The sequence below is a fragment of the Celeribacter sp. SCSIO 80838 genome (assembly GCF_056498065.1).
On sequence record NZ_JAZKMA010000001.1, the window covers coordinates 1,367,278 to 1,383,672 of the forward strand.

14 protein-coding genes are annotated in these 16,395 nt (G+C 62.2%); 8 read left to right on the plus strand and 6 right to left on the minus strand.

Annotated elements, in window-relative coordinates; all coding sequences use genetic code 11:
• Positions 1–41: 41 nt before the first annotated feature.
• Positions 42–383 (minus strand): hypothetical protein, encoded by a 342-nt coding sequence (locus V1475_RS06880; protein ID WP_479412134.1) that lies wholly within the window; start codon positions 381–383, stop codon positions 42–44.
• A 348-nt stretch (positions 384–731) separates the two neighbouring features.
• Here V1475_RS06880 and V1475_RS06885 point away from each other — a divergent pair, with 348 nt between their 5' ends.
• The gene (locus V1475_RS06885; RefSeq protein ID WP_479412135.1) at positions 732–1,667 is read left to right on the plus strand and encodes a cation diffusion facilitator family transporter; all 936 of its coding nucleotides are present in this window, start codon (positions 732–734) and stop codon (positions 1,665–1,667) included.
• On the opposite strand, the gene V1475_RS06890 is transcribed toward V1475_RS06885, so the two are convergent.
• Positions 1,660–2,436 carry a hydroxypyruvate isomerase family protein gene (locus tag V1475_RS06890; protein ID WP_479412136.1) on the minus strand — a complete coding sequence of 259 codons (777 nt, stop codon included), beginning with the start codon at positions 2,434–2,436 and terminating at the stop codon, positions 1,660–1,662. The genes V1475_RS06885 and V1475_RS06890 overlap by 8 nt on opposite strands.
• A 27-nt stretch (positions 2,437–2,463) precedes the next feature.
• Positions 2,464–3,027, minus strand: coding sequence for a DUF1285 domain-containing protein (locus tag V1475_RS06895; protein ID WP_479412137.1), 564 nt, complete (start codon positions 3,025–3,027; stop codon positions 2,464–2,466).
• Between the two features lie 91 nt (positions 3,028–3,118).
• Between V1475_RS06895 and V1475_RS06900 the strand changes: the two genes are divergently transcribed.
• Genes V1475_RS06900 through V1475_RS06915 form a run of 4 tightly spaced genes read left to right on the plus strand, consistent with a single transcriptional unit; the run spans position 3,119 to position 9,805 of the window.
• Positions 3,119–4,123, plus strand: a complete 1,005-nt coding sequence (locus tag V1475_RS06900) for an AAA family ATPase (protein WP_479412138.1) — start codon at positions 3,119–3,121, stop codon at positions 4,121–4,123.
• On the plus strand, positions 4,120–5,001 hold the full coding sequence (locus V1475_RS06905; RefSeq protein ID WP_479412139.1) for a DUF58 domain-containing protein: 882 nt from the start codon (positions 4,120–4,122) through the stop codon (positions 4,999–5,001). The genes V1475_RS06900 and V1475_RS06905 overlap by 4 nt, the downstream gene beginning before the upstream one ends.
• On the plus strand, positions 5,001–7,745 hold the full coding sequence (locus V1475_RS06910; protein WP_479412140.1) for a DUF4159 domain-containing protein: 2,745 nt from the start codon (positions 5,001–5,003) through the stop codon (positions 7,743–7,745). Before V1475_RS06905 ends, V1475_RS06910 begins: the two co-directional genes overlap by 1 nt.
• Entirely contained in the window at positions 7,742–9,805 is a 2,064-nt protein-coding gene (locus V1475_RS06915; protein ID WP_479412141.1) for a hypothetical protein, read from the plus strand. Before V1475_RS06910 ends, V1475_RS06915 begins: the two co-directional genes overlap by 4 nt.
• Positions 9,806–9,812: 7 nt before the next feature.
• Here the strand turns inward: V1475_RS06915 and V1475_RS06920 are convergent, their stop codons facing one another.
• From V1475_RS06920 to V1475_RS06930, 3 genes are all read right to left on the minus strand, one after another.
• On the minus strand, positions 9,813–10,907 hold the full coding sequence (locus V1475_RS06920; RefSeq protein WP_479412142.1) for a hypothetical protein: 1,095 nt from the start codon (positions 10,905–10,907) through the stop codon (positions 9,813–9,815).
• Between the two features lie 181 nt (positions 10,908–11,088).
• Positions 11,089–11,520: a DoxX family protein gene (locus V1475_RS06925; protein WP_479412143.1), complete on the minus strand. Its 432-nt coding sequence runs from the start codon at positions 11,518–11,520 to the stop codon at positions 11,089–11,091.
• Positions 11,521–11,774: 254 nt separating this feature from the next.
• Positions 11,775–12,470, minus strand: a complete 696-nt coding sequence (locus V1475_RS06930) for a DUF599 domain-containing protein (protein WP_479412144.1) — start codon at positions 12,468–12,470, stop codon at positions 11,775–11,777.
• 81 nt (positions 12,471–12,551) lie between these two features.
• On the opposite strand from V1475_RS06930, the gene V1475_RS06935 reads away from it, so the two are divergent.
• Genes V1475_RS06935 through glcF form a run of 3 tightly spaced genes read left to right on the plus strand, consistent with a single transcriptional unit; the run spans position 12,552 to position 16,395 of the window.
• A complete protein-coding gene (locus V1475_RS06935) occupies positions 12,552–13,988 on the plus strand; it encodes an FAD-linked oxidase C-terminal domain-containing protein (RefSeq protein ID WP_479412145.1) in 1,437 nt (478 codons plus the stop codon).
• A gap of 23 nt (positions 13,989–14,011) precedes the next feature.
• The gene (locus V1475_RS06940) at positions 14,012–15,103 is read left to right on the plus strand and encodes an FAD-binding protein (protein WP_479413959.1); all 1,092 of its coding nucleotides are present in this window, start codon (positions 14,012–14,014) and stop codon (positions 15,101–15,103) included.
• Positions 15,103–16,395, plus strand: coding sequence for a glycolate oxidase subunit GlcF (glcF, locus tag V1475_RS06945; RefSeq protein ID WP_479412146.1), 1,293 nt, complete (start codon positions 15,103–15,105; stop codon positions 16,393–16,395). Before V1475_RS06940 ends, glcF begins: the two co-directional genes overlap by 1 nt.

The following is a 16,395-nucleotide window of genomic DNA, read 5'->3' on the forward strand; positions in this document are numbered from 1 at the left end:
TCGTGTGTGTCGTGGGGTTGGGCGCGCGCGCCCAGTGCCGCTTACTGGTAGGTGTCGGCGGTTTTGATCGCGAGCGGCGCGCCGTTGCTGCCGACCAGCACGAATTCGACGTCGGAAACCGGAGAGGCGTTCAGGCGCACTTTGACGTTGGTGTTTGCGCCAGCGTTCACATCGGCGGAGCCGAGAAGGGCGCCGCGCTCGCCGCCGTGGAAGTTGTAAACTTGCAGGGTGGCGTTTTCATCGGCGCGGACGAGGTCCACGGAAGCCACGGTTTTCGTGTCGCTCTGGTTGCCGGGGATGATGTAGTTCGGGCCAGCGAAAGCGGCGGAACCGGCAACGGCGATAACAGCGGCAGCGGAGAGAGTTTTCAGAGAGAAGGTCATTGTTTTGGTCCTTTGTAAGAGTGTGGCGCTGTCTGTGTGTTTTTGCGCCTTTCGATGAAATTGAATTTAGGGTTTCGTCTCGAATGTGTAAATGCGAACTAATATTCAAATAATGACTTCAGCATGTGCGAAAATATTGATCACATTTTCGGGATTTGGGCTGGAAATCGGCCTCAAGTTTTTATTGATGTGAAAATTGTAGCATTGTGCGCATTCACACATAAGTGAGGTGTTGTGCGTGGCGAAGCGGGAATAAAACCGGGCAAGCCTTGTCTGCCGGAGATTTGGCCCAGAGCTGCGTCAGAATTTCCTCTGGTTTTTTGCGGGCAATCGGGCATGGATGTGTCCATGCCTCACGATCATCATTCTCACACATCGCACCACGGCCACCATCACCACCACATCGACCCGGATGCGGGCGATGCCCGTGTCGCAGGCGCCATCGCGGTCAATCTGTTGCTGACGCTGGCGCAGATCGTCGGCGGGGTGATCTCCGGTTCCATGGCGCTGATCGCCGATGCGATTCACAACCTGTCGGACGCGATCTCTCTGGTCATCGCCTTCGGCGCGCGCAAGATCGCGCGCAAGCCCCGCGACGGGGCGATGACATTCGGCTACGCCCGCGCGGAGATTGTCGCGGCCATGGTCAATTACACCACGCTGCTGGTGATCTCGGTCTATCTTTTCGCCGAAGGGGTCTCGCGCCTGTTCAACCCGCCGGAGATCGCGGGCTGGACCGTGGTGATCATCGCCGGGATTGCGCTTGTCGTCGATCTGGTGACGGCGGCTCTGACATGGTCCATGTCAAAGGACAGCTTGAACATCCGTGCTGCCTTTCTGCACAATCTCGCCGACGCCGGAACCTCGGTGGCGGTGATCGTCGGTGGCGTGGTGATCCTGTTGTGGGACTGGCGGTTGATCGATCCGATCCTGACCATCCTGATTGCCGTCTATATCCTCGTGCATGCGTTCATTGAAATTCGTCCGGTCGTCCGCATTCTGATGCTCGGGGCACCGGAGGGGCGCGAAGCCGGGGATGTGACCCGCGCCATGGAGGACGTCGAGGCGGTCGAAGAGGTGCATCACGTGCATCTCTGGCAGATCGATGAACACCGGACCTCCGTCGAGGCGCATGTGGTCACTGCGGGTGACCCGGCGGAGGTTCTGGGGGCGGTCAAGGCAGTGCTGCGCGACCGTTTCGGCATCGCCCATTCGACGCTCGAAATCGAGGCTCCCGGTGCGGGCTGTGCCGGAGAGGCGCCGGGGTTTCAGCCGCTCAGGTGATCCGTCCCGCGGATTGCGCCTTGCGAAACCATTCAAGCCCCTCTTCGGTGCGCTTCCTCGGGATGTATTCGGCGGAGATCCAGCCGGAATAGCCGCTCTCGTCCACCGCCTTGAAAAACGCCGGGTAGTCGATCAGGCCTTTCACCGGTTCCTGCCGCTCCGGCGCGCCCGCGATCTGAATGTGCCGGACATAGGGCGCGTAACGTTCCCAGGCGGCCATCGCGTCGCCGGTGATGATCTGGGCGTGATAGGCGTCGAACTGGAGCCCGAGGTTCAACTCCGCCACCGCATCGAGCATCTCGATCGCCAGATCGAAATCGTCGAGGAAATAGCCCGGCATGTCATGCGGGTTGATCGGTTCGATGGTGAGGCTCATGTTCGGCGCTTCCTGCGCCGCCCAGGCCAGATTGCGTTTGAAGGTCTCAAGCGCCACAACGCCCTTGGCCTTGCCCGCCATGATATGCATATGCCCGGCCTTGAGGAACTCGGCATATCTGAGCGCGCGTTTGAAATCGCGCCGGAACCGTTCTTCCAATCCCGGCACGGCGGCAAAGCCACGCTCACCCCCGGTGTAATTCGGCGGCGGCACGTTGATCAGCACCATCTTGAGGTCGAGATCCTGCATGCGCCAGGCAATTTCCGAGGCCGGTTCGTCATAGGGAAACAAAACCTCGACCGCCTTGAAACCCGCTGCCTTCGCCTCGGCGAAGCGTTCGAGGAACGGGTATTCCTTGAACAGGAAAGACAGGTTGGCGGCGAATTTGGGCATCGGGTCAGGCGGGGGTCAGGTGAGGGTTCAGGTCAGATCGTCGGCTTTCGCGATTTCGAAAAACGTGTTTTTCGACCAGACGCCAAAAACCGTCTCGCCGTCAATCTCCCGCGTGACAGCATGGTCAACGAGGCGGAAAAAGCTTTTGCGGTCGATCAGCGCCTCAAGCCCTGCGCGCACTTCGACATAGGGTGCGGGGGTGCCGTCGCGGGTCGCGACCCGGATCGGGTGCTCCGCATCCGCCGTGACCCGGTCGCCGACCGAGGTGAGAAAGCTGAGGTTTTGCGCTTCGCCTTCGCCCTCCACGTCGAAATCCACGGCCAGAAACGGCGCATCGTCGACGGTGATTCCCACTTTTTCCACGGGCGTCACAAGGAAATAGCGGTCCCCTTCGCGTTTCAGCACGGTCGAGAACAGCCGCACCAAAGGGGCCCGTCCGATCGGGCTGCCGAGATAATGCCATGTGCCGTCGCGGGCGATCCGCATGTCCAGATCGCCGCAAAACGGCGGGTTCCAGCGCTCGACGGGCGGCAAACTGCGGCCTTCCGCCGAGCGGATCGCCGCGGCAATGCTCTCTGCGGAAACACTCATCGGAAAATCCCCCTTTTAACCCTTTTGTCATTTGTGCTTTTGCACGCAGGTGTCCTTAATAGTGTCACGGAATGACATCGGAGGTGAAGCCATGACTGAAACCGACCTTGCGGCAGAGATCGACGCGCTGGGCGCGAAACTGGCCGAGGCCAAGGCCTCGATCACCCGCCGCTTCATCGGTCAGGAAACCGTGGTCGATCTGGTTCTGTCTTCGATGCTCTGCGGCGGTCACGCTTTGCTTTTGGGTCTTCCGGGGCTGGGCAAGACGCGTCTGGTCGATACGCTTTCGACCGTGATGGGCCTCAAAGGGGCGCGCGTGCAGTTCACCCCCGACCTGATGCCCGCCGATATTCTCGGCTCCGAGGTGCTGGAAACCGCCCCCGACGGCTCGCGGGCGTTCCGCTTCATCGAAGGGCCGGTGTTCTGTCAGCTCCTTCTGGCCGACGAGATCAACCGCGCCAGCCCCCGCACCCAATCCGCGCTGTTGCAGGCGATGCAGGAAAAATCCGTCACCATCGCCGGGCAGCCGCACGATCTCGAAGCCCCGTTCCACGTCCTCGCCACGCAAAACCCGCTGGAACAGGAGGGCACCTATCCGCTCCCCGAGGCCCAGCTCGACCGTTTCCTCGTGCAGGTCGACGTCGAATATCCCGACCGCGACACCGAGCGCGACATCCTGATCGCCACCACCGGGGCCGATGAAGGCGAAGCGCATCAGGTCTTTACCGCCGCCGAGCTGATCCGCGCGCAGACCCTGTTGCGCAAAATGCCGGTGGGCGAACAGGTGGTCGAAATGATCCTCGATCTGGTCCGCGCCTGTCGTCCGAACGAGCCGGAGGCCACCGATATGGTGAACGCCTCCGTCGCGTGGGGGCCGGGGCCGCGCGCGGCGCAGGCGCTGATGCTGACGACCCGTGCCCGCGCTCTGCTCGACGGTCGTTTGGCGCCCAGCACGGAAGACGTCTTGGCCATGGCGCGCCCGGTGCTCATTCACCGCATGGCGCTGACCTTCGCGGCGCGCGCGCGCGGTGACGATCTGGGGGCGATCATCGCCTCGGTGGCCGCCTCCGCCATGGACGCGCGGTCCGCCGCGTGAGCGAAAACCCCGCCCCCGCCGCCCTGCGCGCCCGCGCAGAGACGCTCGCCGCCCCCTTGCCGCCCTTGCAGGCCCGGGCCGAACAGCTTGCCCGCGCTTTGCTGATGGGCGGGCATGGCCGGCGGCAATCCGGCATGGGGGACGAATTCTGGCAATACCGCCCGGCGCAGGCGGGCGATCCGGGACGCGCGATCGACTGGCGTCGTTCGGGGCGCTCGGACGGGCATTTCGTGCGCGAAAAGGAATGGCAGGCGGCGCAATCGGTCCATCTCTGGGTCGATCTCTCGGCCTCCATGGGATTCACCTCCGGCAAGGCAATCCCGCCGAAATCCGACCGCGCGGCTTTGCTCGCCATGGCCCTGTCGATCCTTTTGATGAAAGGTGGCGAACGGGTCGCGCTGGCCTCTCTTGGGACGCCGCCCCGCATCGGCGCGCTGCAACTCCGGCGTATCGCCGAAGGCCTCTCGCAAGAGGGCGAGGCGGATTATGGCGCGCCCGACGCACGCCTCTTTTTGCCCCATGCCCGCGCCCTGTTCCTGTCGGATTTCCTCGGGCCGATCGAGGCCATTGAGGACGCCGTCGGCATGGCCTCCGACCGGGGCATTTCCGGCGTTCTCTATCAAATTCTCGACCCCGCCGAAGAGGCCTTTCCCTATCAGGGCCGCACGGTCTTTACCTCTATGGCGGGCGGTTTGCGGCATGAAACCCTGCGTGCGGGGGATCTGCGCGACCGTTATCTGGAGCGCCTCGCCGAGCGCAAGGATCACCTCAATCGCATCGCCCATCATGCCGGGTGGCGCTTTGCCACGCACCATACGAACGGCGCTGATCTTCCTGCGCTCCTGTGGCTTTACGAGGCCTTGGAGGGCCCGCGCTGATGTGGATTCTCGGGCCCATCGGGTTCTCCGCGCCTTGGGTGCTCCTCGCGCTCGCGCTTTTGCCGATCCTCTGGATTTTGCTGCGCGCCGTGCCGCCCGCGCCGATCAAACGCCGCTTTCCGGGCGTTGCACTTCTCTTGGGTCTGAAGGACGACGAGGTCGAAGCCGACCGCACACCCTGGTGGCTTTTGCTCTTGCGGATGTTGGCGGTTACGGCCCTCATCATTGCCTTCGCCGGTCCCGTTCTGAACCCGCGTGTGGAACGCGGCGGCTCCGGGCCGCTTCTGGTTCTGATGGATGCAAGCTGGGCCTCCGCGCCGGATTGGACCCTGCGCATGGGGCGGCTGGGGCAGGCGCTCGATGAGGCGGAGGCCGATGGGCGCACCCTCTGCATTCTGCCCGCCACCGACATTCCCGCCGAAGGCTGCGCCTTTCTCTCCGCCGCAGACTGGCGTCCGCGTCTCGCCGGGATCAAACCCGCCGGTTTCGCGCCCGATATGGATGCGCTCGCTGGCGCGCTGACCACGCTTCCGGATGGGGTCGAAACGCTCTGGCTCTCCGACGGTCTGGCGCGCGACGGGCGGGATCGCGTGTTGTCGCTGTTGCAATCTCATGGTCCGATCTCGGTGTTCGAAACCGGGCGGGATCGTCTGGCGCTTGGGCCTCTGGCGCTTACGGACACTGGGGTCACGCTCCCGGTTTTGCGCGCGGGGAACGGACCGCGGGACGTGACCGTCATCGCCCATGGCACCGATCCGGCTGGGGTGGCGCGCGAATTGGCACGGCAAGAGGTCACGCTCGACGGCGCGCGGGCCGAGGTGATCTTCGATCTGCCCCCCGAATTGCGCGCTCGTGTCAGTCGTTTCGAGATTGAAGGCGAGCGCAGCGCCGGGGCCAAACGTCTCACCGACGACAGTCTCAAACGCCGCGAGGTTGGCATTGTTTCGGTGCGCGAAGGCGGCGAGGGGCTGCAACTTTTGTCGCAACTGCATTACCTGCGCGCGGCCCTGTTCGGCAAAGCCGATGTGATCGAGGGCGGCTTGGAAGACCTGATCATGGCCAACCCGGATGTGATCGTTCTGGCCGATGTGGCGCAGCTTTCCGGTGGGGAAAGTGCCGATCTTTTGGACTGGCTGAGCAAAGGTGGGCTGCTCCTGCGCTTCGCCGGGCCGCAGCTTGCCGCCTCCGATGTGGCGCGGGACGCGGAAGACCCGCTGATGCCCGTGCGTCTGCGCGCAGGCGGGCGCACGCTTGGCGGTGCGATGAGCTGGGGCGAGCCGAAACGCCTGCGCCCCTTTGCCGAAACCTCGCCGTTTTATGGCCTGCCGGTCCCCGAGGATGTCGAGGTGAATGCGCAGGTCATGGCCCAGCCCGATCCCGAACTGGCCGCCCGCACCATTGCGACGCTCGAAGACGGCACGCCGCTTGTCACACGCAAGGCGCTGGGGCAGGGGCAGGTCGTGTTGTTCCACGTCACCGCCAATGCGGAATGGTCGACGCTGCCTTTGTCGGGCCTCTTTGTGTCGATGCTCGACCGGCTGTCCGTGACGTCGCAAGCGGCGCTTCTGGAGGCTGATGACCTGACCGGCCAAAGCCTTCAGCCGCAAGAGCTTATGGACGGGTTCGGCACGCTCACGGATGCCGGGACGGTGCCGCCGGTCGCTGGCGAGGTATTTGCCGAAGCTCATGCTTCTCGCGCCACGCCGCCGGGGCTCTATCAGGGGCGCGATGCGCTTCGGGCGCTCAATGTGATGGCGGAAGGCGACACCCTGACCGCCGCAAGCTGGCCCTCCGACGTGCCGCTCTCCGGCGTGACGGCGGCGCGTGAACGCCCGCTTTCGCCCGCGCTTTTGCTCGCGGCTCTGGCGCTTCTGGGGGCCGATCTTCTGGCTTCGCTCTGGCTTTCCGGGCGGCTTTTCGGCGCGCGCGCCGTGCCGCTCCTGCTTCTGGCGCTGGCGCTCTCGCCGCAAGATCTGCGCGCCCAAAGCCCCGACGATTTCGCGCTTCTGGCCTCCTCCGAGTTGACGCTCGCCTATGTCAAAACCGGCGATGCCGCGCTCGACCGCACATCCGAAGCGGGGCTTCAGGGCCTCTCCAACATGCTCACCGCGCGCACCTCCGTCGAGCCCGCGGCGCCCATGGGCATTGATCTCGAAACCGATCCTCTCGGGTTCTTCCCGCTCTTGTATTGGCCCGTGACCACGACGCAGCCCATGCCCTCCGCCGCCGCTTATACCAAGCTCAACGCCTATTTGCGCACCGGCGGCGTGATCGTGTTCGACACGCGCGACGCCGATGTCGCGGCTTTCGGGGCCGCGACCCCCACCGGCACCCGGCTTCAGGCGCTGGCCTCCCCGCTCGACATCCCGCCGCTCGAACAAATTCCCGAGGATCACGTTCTGACCCGCGCCTTCTACCTGTTGCGTGATTTTCCGGGCCGTCATGCCGAAGGCACGCTCTGGGTCGAAGCCTCGCCCGACACCGAACAGGCCGAAGGCATGCCGTTTCGCAACCTCAACGACAATGTGACTCCGGTGATCATTGGCGGGGGCGATTGGGCGGCGGCCTGGGCGGTGGATGACACGGGCTTTCCGATGCTGCCCGTGGGCCGTGGCTTTGCGGGCGAGCGGCAGCGTGAAATGGCCTATCGTTTCGGCATCAACCTCGTGGTCTATGTGCTGACCGGCAATTACAAATCCGATCAGGTCCATGTCCCCGCACTTCTCGACAGGTTGGGCCAATGATCCGCGATCTCGCTTTCTCCCCGCTCATTCCCTGGCCTGTGCTGGCCGGTCTGGCCGCCATCACCGCCCTGCTGATCGCCTTCGCGGCGTTTCGCGGCCTCTCTGGCTGGGTCTTCCGCGCGCTCGCCGCCCTTGGCATTCTGGCCTTTCTCTTTGGGCCCTCTTTGCGCGAAGAACAACGCGATCCGCTGTCCGACATCGTCTTTCTCGTGGTGGATGAAAGCGCGTCCGAGGCGCTTTCGACCCGACCGGACCAGCTTGCCGAAGCTCGCGCCGCCCTTGAGGCGCGGATTGCTGCCCAGCCCAACACCGAGTTGCGGGTGATCACGCTGGGCGATGCGCCGGACAATCGCGGCACGCTGTTGATGACCGCTCTGACGGAGGCCATGGCCGACGAGCCGCGCGGGCGTTTGGCGGGCGCGTTCCTGCTCTCGGACGGTCAGCTCCACGATGTCGACATCGCTCCCGATTTCCCCGCGCCGGTGCATCTTTTGCTCACCGGGGAGCCGGAAGATTGGGACCGGCGTCTTGTGATCGAAAGCGCGCCGTCTTTTGCCATTCTCGACGAAGAGGTCACCCTCAAACTCCGCATCGAGGATCAGGGCAACCGCCCCGCAGGCCTTCCTGAGCTGACCGATCTGATGATCTCCATCGACGGCGAAGCGCCCGAACGCTTCACCGTGCCCATCGGTCGCCCGCTCGACGTGCCGCTCAAACTCGCGCATGGCGGGATGAACGTCATCCAGTTCACCCTGCCCGAAGCCCCCGGCGAACTCACCCCCCGCAACAACAGCGCCATGGTGCAGATCAACGGCGTGCGCGACCGGCTGCGTGTGTTGCTGGTGTCCGGCGAGCCGCACAATGGCGAGCGCACATGGCGCAACCTGTTGAAATCCGACCCTTCCGTCGATCTCGTCCATTTCACCATTCTCCGCCCGCCCTCGAAACAGGACGGCGTGCCTGTGACCGAGCTGTCGCTCATCGCGTTTCCGACCCGTGAGCTGTTCATGGAGAAGGTCGACGATTTCGACCTGATCATTTTCGACCGCTACAAATTGCGTGGCATCCTGCCCGCCTCCTATCTCGACAATATCGCGCGCTATGTCGAAGACGGGGGCGCGGTGCTTTTCGCCGCCGGTCCCGATTTCGCCACCGCCGACAGCCTCTATCGCTCGCCTCTGGCCCGTGTCATCCCGACCGCACCGACGGGCCGGGTGATCGAGGAACCCTTCCTGCCGCGTCTCACCGATCTCGGCGCGCGCCACCCGGTGACCGAAGGTCTCGGCGGGCTGCGCACAGGGGACGATCCGACTTGGGGTCGCTGGTTCCGTCAGGTCGAATTGGACCCCGGCGAGACCGGCGAAACCGTGATGTCCGGCGTCGACGGGCGGCCTTTGCTGGTGCTCGACCGGGTGGGCGAGGGGCGCGTGGCCGTGCTGGGTTCCGATCACGCCTGGCTCTGGACCCGTGGCGTCGAGGGCGGTGGGCCGCAGCTCGAATTGTTGCGCCGTCTCGCGCATTGGATGATGAAAGAGCCGGATCTCGAAGAAGAGGCCCTGACCGCCACGGCCGAGGGGAACACTTTGATCATTACCCGGCGCAGCCTGACCGAGGGCGCGCGGTCGGTGACGGTCGAGACGCCGGACGGCTCTGTCGTGGAGATCCCGATGGAAGAGATCGCGCCGGGCCGTTTCGTGGCCGAGCTGACCGAGGGCGAGATGGGGCTGTACCGGCTTCGCGAAGGCGACCAGAGCGCCGTCATGGTCCTTGGCCCCGCAGCGCCGCGCGAATTCGAAGAAACCATTGCGACGGGGGACAAACTCGCCCCGGTGATCAAGGCCTCGGGCGGCGGCATTTTCGCGCTCTCCGATGGCCTGCCCACGATCCGCACCGTCCCCGAGGGCCGCGTCGCAGCCGGGCGCGGCTGGATGGGCATCACGCCCCGCGAGGCCTATGTGACGCAATCGACCCGGCTGATGCCTGTGCTGCCGGGCTGGGTCTGGCTGCTGCTTTTGGCGGGGCTGTCGGTGGTGGCGTGGCTGAGGGAAGGGCGGCGGTAACGCCTTATTAAGTCATGAAGTTGCCGCCTAATTCCAAATTTTCCCAATCGTCATCGCCTATAAAACAAGCATTGTGATCAATCCATGCTGTGACGAGTTTGTCGAGGAATTCGTGGCTATTACGAACTGCATTTGTATCTTTCGCGGATGTCAAAGTTCCCTCATGAATTGCTTTTGATCCAGCGCCATACAGGTCTTTAGCAGCCTTTAAGTACTTTTTACGGTCTTCCAAAGAGTCGCCCATAAGGAGGGCCGCACGGCGCGAAACTTTATAGGTATTGTCGCCCTTCGAGCCATTCATGAGTATCATCTCCATGCAAATGCGTGCTTCAATTGCACGGTTCTCGATGTCTCCCCATGCTGTCGCACCCGCATGCCTGTCCAGGACGCGACGCAAAATTGGAAGCTGATTTGAATCAACGCTCTGGATTCTTGCCAACATCGTATCTGCTGCTTGGATGATTTCTTCAGTAAGCAATTCAAGCCGTAGATTATATCTCTGGGAAAGCCGCGCTCTGCTACTCCCCAAAGGGGATGGCGCATCGATTTCATAGGCGTAGGTTAAATAGCTTGGCCTCAAAAAAGTGCCCTCGCATGCCGTAAAGTTCAGACAGCGGCAGCAATCTTCAACACGAGATATGAAATCTAAGTCGTCGCCAGTAGTCTTGCGGTCGAGAAAAATCAGGCCACTTTGAGTAGGTCGGTCATCAGAAAACAGAGTATAACCGGTCGGAAGTCCTGCGGCATAGGCAGCAACCCCGTTACAAAATTCCCATCCTTCGTCGCCTTTGTGCTGAGCAATGACGTCTGTGCAAACGACTGCATACTTCCACGTTCGGCGTGGATTGCTAAGGAACGACGTGAGTTTTGTGATGGCCTGCTCCGGGTCGCCTGAACGTGTTGTTTCGAACAGCAGCCAGTGCGCAATATCGCTCGTTTGAGCGACCTCTCCGGGCCAGTCAAACTTGCAAGATCGAAGCTTTTCCATGAGATTTTGGTCTGCACTGAGCTCATTCTCGATGGGCTCAAGATCACGGTGGCTAACTTGGCCGCTTACAAACTTAGCTCGGTCGCTTAGTACAGAAAACAGTTTGGATTCCATCGGTATCCCGAGTTTTGACACGCATATGGCATTTGTAACATGAAATTTAGTCTAGCTCTCCACTTCAATGAGAAGTTGTTGCGTAGGCTGAGCCTTAAACCGAAATCTAAGATAATGACACGAAATCCCCGACACTATTGCACCGGGGATTTGTCGTATCTTATCGTCGGCAGGGTTAAGGTCAGGCCGTCAGGGCCAAAGCACCACCGCCAAGCAGGACCTGCACCAGAAGGGCCACGGCCCAGAAGGCAGGATATTCCCAGCCGCCGTTTTCATTGGTGAACCAGAAGCCGTTTTTGCCGTGGGCAAGGATCGCGGCACCCAGAAGGGTCGGGATCAGGAGAAGGGCGACGAGGCTGGTCTGGAAGCCGAGGATCAGGGCGATCCCGCCCAGCGTTTCGGCGGCGATGGTCAGGTAGGCGAACCAGCCGGGGAGGCCGAGGGAGGCAAAGAAGCCCGCGGCCCCTTTCGGCGTAAAGACGAAGTATTTCAGGTAAGCATGGGCCAGAAAGAGCCCCCCGAGCGAGACGCGCAGCAGCAGGGCGGCAAGCGCGATGGCGGTGACAGAACCGGCGCCAGCGACGCCGAGGATGTTGGAAGAAAGGTCGATCATGTCTGTGTCCTCATCAAAGCCGCGACGTGCGGCGTTTCGTTGAGGAGAGAGATAGGTCAATTTTATTTGGCTTTATATGTTGAAGGTGTGGAATGACTTTCTTCAATTCGTTCTGAATTTGGTCGTAAGGGCTTTCTCTGATTTTCTCGATGAGGCACGGAGGGATGCCGTCTCACTCTGACATTGCCCGACAAAAGTCCGACAAAAGTCCGACGCTTTGCCGACACAGGAATTCAGGTGATTTTCGACCCGGATCAGGGTTCTTTCCGAAGCAGGATCGCGCGCGAGCTTGAGGCGAATTCGCGGCGCAGCATGATGGCGATCACAAGAGTGCTGCCAATCAGTAAACCGACCGGGCCGAGGAGCCAGGACAGGGCACCTAAAGCGAAATAAATGCCTCTGATCCCCGAATTGAACGCCCGCGCGGCGGTGATGTTCAATTCGCCCGCCTTCTGTGCGCGGGGCAGGGCTTTGGGGTCGTTTTCATCGTTGCTGACGGAGGCCATGACCACACCGCAATAGCCGAACAAGCGGCTCGACCAGATGAATCTCAGGAAGGCGTTGGTGATGAAAAACAGCGCCAGAAGAATTTTGACCTCCCAGATGATCTGTGGCGCATCCAGCGCCAGATCGCGCGCCACGCCGCTCAGGCGCTCGGCGTTGGAGATTGCGGCCAGCCCGCCGCCGATGGCAATCAGGCAGGCGGAGGCGAGAAAACTCGTGCCTTCTCTGAGAGTTGAGAGCACGGTGGCGTCGAAGATCCGGGGCTTTCGGGTGATCATATGGACCATCCACTCGCGCCGGTAATCGGCGACCAGCACCGAGGTCGAGATCCGCGACTTGGGCGGGTTCTCGATGACATAGCCCAAAAGCGCCCAGGCCCCGACCAGATAGATCACAGCGATGGCGTCGAGCGGGCTGAAATGGCGAAGCTGGTCAATGAGTTCCATGGGGGCAGCATTACGCAAGAGCGGCCTGCTTGTCACATCCAAAAATTGGTTTTAAAACTTTACCAATATGGGAGGAAAGACATGGATATGCCAGAGCCCGAGCCGGGGACCCTTGCCAGAAAGCCGGAACTGGTCGCTCGGTTGCGCGCCGTGCTTCCTGAGGATGCGGTGATTGACGCGCCGGAAGAATTAAAGGCCTATGAATGCGATGCGCTGGCGGCCTATCGCTGTCCGCCGTTGTTGGCGGTCCTGCCGGAAACGACAGGTCAAGTATCTGAAATCATGAAGATTTGCCACGATATGGGCGTGCCCGTGGTGCCGCGTGGGGCAGGGACATCGCTTGCGGGCGGCGCTCTGCCGACGGCGGATGCGGTCATCCTCGGCGTGGCGCGGTTGCGCGAGGTTTTGGAGATCAACACCGCCGACCGCTACATCCGCGTGCAGACCGGCATGACGAATCTCTCCGTCACCGGCGCGGTCGAGGAGGAGGGGTTTTTCTATGCCCCCGACCCGTCGAGCCAGCTCGCTTGCGCCATTGCGGGCAATATCGCGATGAATTCGGGCGGCGCGCATTGCCTGAAATACGGGGTGACGACGAACAATCTTCTGGGCGTCACGATGGTCATGGCCGATGGCGAGGTGGTCGAGATCGGCGGCGCGGAGATGGATGCGCCGGGGCTGGACCTTTTGGGGCTGATCTGCGGTTCCGAAGGGCAGTTGGGCGTGGTGACCGAAGCGACTTTGCGCATCCTGCCGAAACCCGAGGGCGCGCGGCCCGTGTTGTTCGGTTTCGACAGCAGCGAGGTGGCGGGGGCCTGTGTCGCCGATATCATCCGCTCGGGTCTGATCCCGGTGGCGATCGAATTCATGGACCGGCCGATTATTCGCGCCACAGAAGAGTTTGCGGGGGCGGGCTACCCGGATTGCGAGGCGCTTCTGATCGTCGAGGTCGAGGGCTCGGAGCAGGAGATCGCGGACCAGCTGGCGCGGATCATCGCGATTGCGACACGGCACAATCCGGTTGCGATCCGGGAGAGCCAGAGTGTGGAGGAAAGCACGCGCATCTGGCTCGGACGCAAATCGGCCTTTGGGGCGATGGGGCAGATGGGAGACTACATTTGTCTCGATGGAACGATCCCGGTGGGCGAGCTGCCCGCCGTGTTGAAACGCATCGCCGATCTGGCCGCCGAGCACGGCCATATGGTCGGCAATGTGTTCCATGCGGGGGATGGAAACATGCATCCGTTAATTCTTTATAACGCCAACGAACCGGGTCAGTTGGAAAGCGCCGAGCGGCTTGGCGCGGAGATTTTGAAGCTCTGCGTCGATGCGGGCGGTTGCCTGACCGGGGAACATGGCGTGGGGGTGGAGAAGCGTGAGCTGATGACGCATCAGTTCGCCCCTGCCGATCTGGAGGCGCAGATGGTGGTGAAGGATGTGTTCGATCCGACATGGATTCTGAACCCGGCAAAGGTGTTTCCGCTCGACGTGAGTGCCACGCGGAGGGTGCGGGCATGAGTATTTCGACAGCAAAGGAAACGCTGGCGCCGCAGAGTGAAGCGGAGGTTTGTGATGTCATTCGGAGCGGCGGGCCGTTTGCGATCGTGGGCGGTGGCACGCGGCGGATCGGTGTGGCGGAGGGTGCACCCTTGTCGACACGGGGGCTCAGTGGTGTGACGCTTTACGAGCCGGGGACGTTGACGCTTGTGGCGCGGGTGGGAACACCCCTTAGCGAGATCGACGCGCTTTTGGCGGCGGAAAACCAGAGGTTGGCGTTTGAAGTGCCCGATCTGCGCGGGCTTTTGGGGCGTGTGGGCGAGAGCACCATCGGGGGTGTGGTGGCCGCGAATGCCTCCGGGCCGCGGCGGGTGGCGTCCGGGGCCTGTCGTGATTTTTGCCTTGGGGTGCGGTTTGTCGATGGGCGCGGGGATGTGGTGAAGAACGGCGGGCGGGTGATGAAGAATGTCACTGGGCTCGATCTCGTCAAGCTGATGGCGGGGAGCCATGGCACGCTGGGCGTGATGACGGAGGTGAGCCTGAAGGTGCAGCCTCTGCCGGAGACGGTGGTGACGCTCCGTGTCCCGGAATGTGAGGCCGATGTCGCGGTGGCGATCATGTCGGACATGCTGGGGCAGCCCTTCGATCTGACCGGCGCGGCCTGGCAGGGCGGTACGGTGTTTTTGCGGCTGGAAGGGTTCGAAACCTCGCTGCGCTATCGGGTCGGATTGATGCGTGTGCGGCTGCGACGGGAGATTGAGGAGATCTGGGGAGCCGAGTCCTGCGGGCCGATCTGGTGTGGCATCCGGGATGTCGAGGCGTTTCATGACAGAGGTGGGGATGTCTGGCGAGTGTCGGTGAAACCCTCTGACGCCATGCGGTTGGTTGAGACGGTTCAGCCCGAGGACATGATGTTTGACTGGGGTGGCAACCGGCTTTGGCTTTTGACCAAGGAGGGTGCGGATGTGCGGGCGCGGATGACGTCTGGCCATGCGACATTGATCCGGGCATCCGATGAGACAAAGCGGCGTTTGGGCGTGTTTCATCCGCAATCGGCAGTATTGGCAGGGATCAGTGCGGGGCTGCGCCATAAATTCGATCCGGACGGCAAGTTCAACCAAGGGATGATGGGCTGATGCAGACGCATTTCACCGAAGAGCAGCTCACCGATCCGGGCATTCAGCGCACCAACGAGATCCTGCGCGCCTGTGTGCATTGCGGGTTTTGTACCGCGACCTGCCCGACCTATGTGGTCTTGGGCGATGAGTTGGATAGCCCGCGCGGGCGGATTTATCTGATCAAGGATATGCTGGAAAACGACCGGCCCGCCGACGAGAAAATCGTCAAGCATCTGGATCGCTGCCTGTCCTGTCTGGCCTGCATGACCACTTGCCCGTCGGGGGTGCATTACATGCATCTGATCAATCATGCCCGCGCGCATGTCGAGAAGACTTACAAACGGCCTCGGATGGATCGGGTGTTGCGTTGGAGCTTGGCGAAAATCCTGCCTTATCCGGGGCGGTTTCGGGTCGCGTTGCTGGGGGCGAAGATTGCGAAACCTTTGCGCCATCTGATGCCCGATCCGCGTCTGAAAGCCATGTTGGAGATGGCGCCTGCGCGCATTCCGCCGGTGTCGCGCAATGACGATGCGCAGGTGTTTCCGGCGAAAGGTGCACGCAGGATGCGCGTGGCCCTGATGACCGGTTGTGCGCAAAAGGCGCTCGACACCGATATCAACGACGCGACCATCCGGCTTTTGACCCGGCTCGGATGCGAGGTTGTGGTGGCGAAGGGCGCGGGGTGTTGCGGGGCGCTGACCCATCACATGGGCAAAGAGGCCGAGGCGCATGGATCGGCCGCCAAGAACATCCGTGCGTGGATGCGGGAGATCAAGGGTGAGGGGCTGGATGCCATCGTGATCAACACCTCGGGCTGCGGCACGACGGTGAAGGATTACGGCCATATGTTCCGCATGACGGAGCTTGCGAACGAGGCGGCGCAAGTCGCGGCGCTGGCAAAGGATGTGTCCGAGGTGCTGGTGCAACTCGACCTGCCCGAAGGCAAACAAGATCTGAAAATCGCCTATCACGCCGCCTGTTCCCTGCAACATGGGCAACAGATCAAGACCCATCCAAAGACGCTTTTGAAGCGCGTTGGGTTCGAGGTGGTCGAGCCGCGCGACAGCCATCTCTGTTGCGGCTCGGCAGGGACCTACAATCTGTTGCAGCCGGAAATTTCGCAAAACCTCAAGACGCGCAAAATCAAATCCTTGCAGGACAAGACCCCAGATGTGGTGGCCGCAGGCAATATCGGCTGCATCATGCAGATCGGATCGGGGATGGATGTGCCGGTGGTCCATACCGTTGAATTGCTCGATTGGGCAACAGGCGGCCCAAAACCGCCCAAATTGTTCTCGAATCGGTCATAA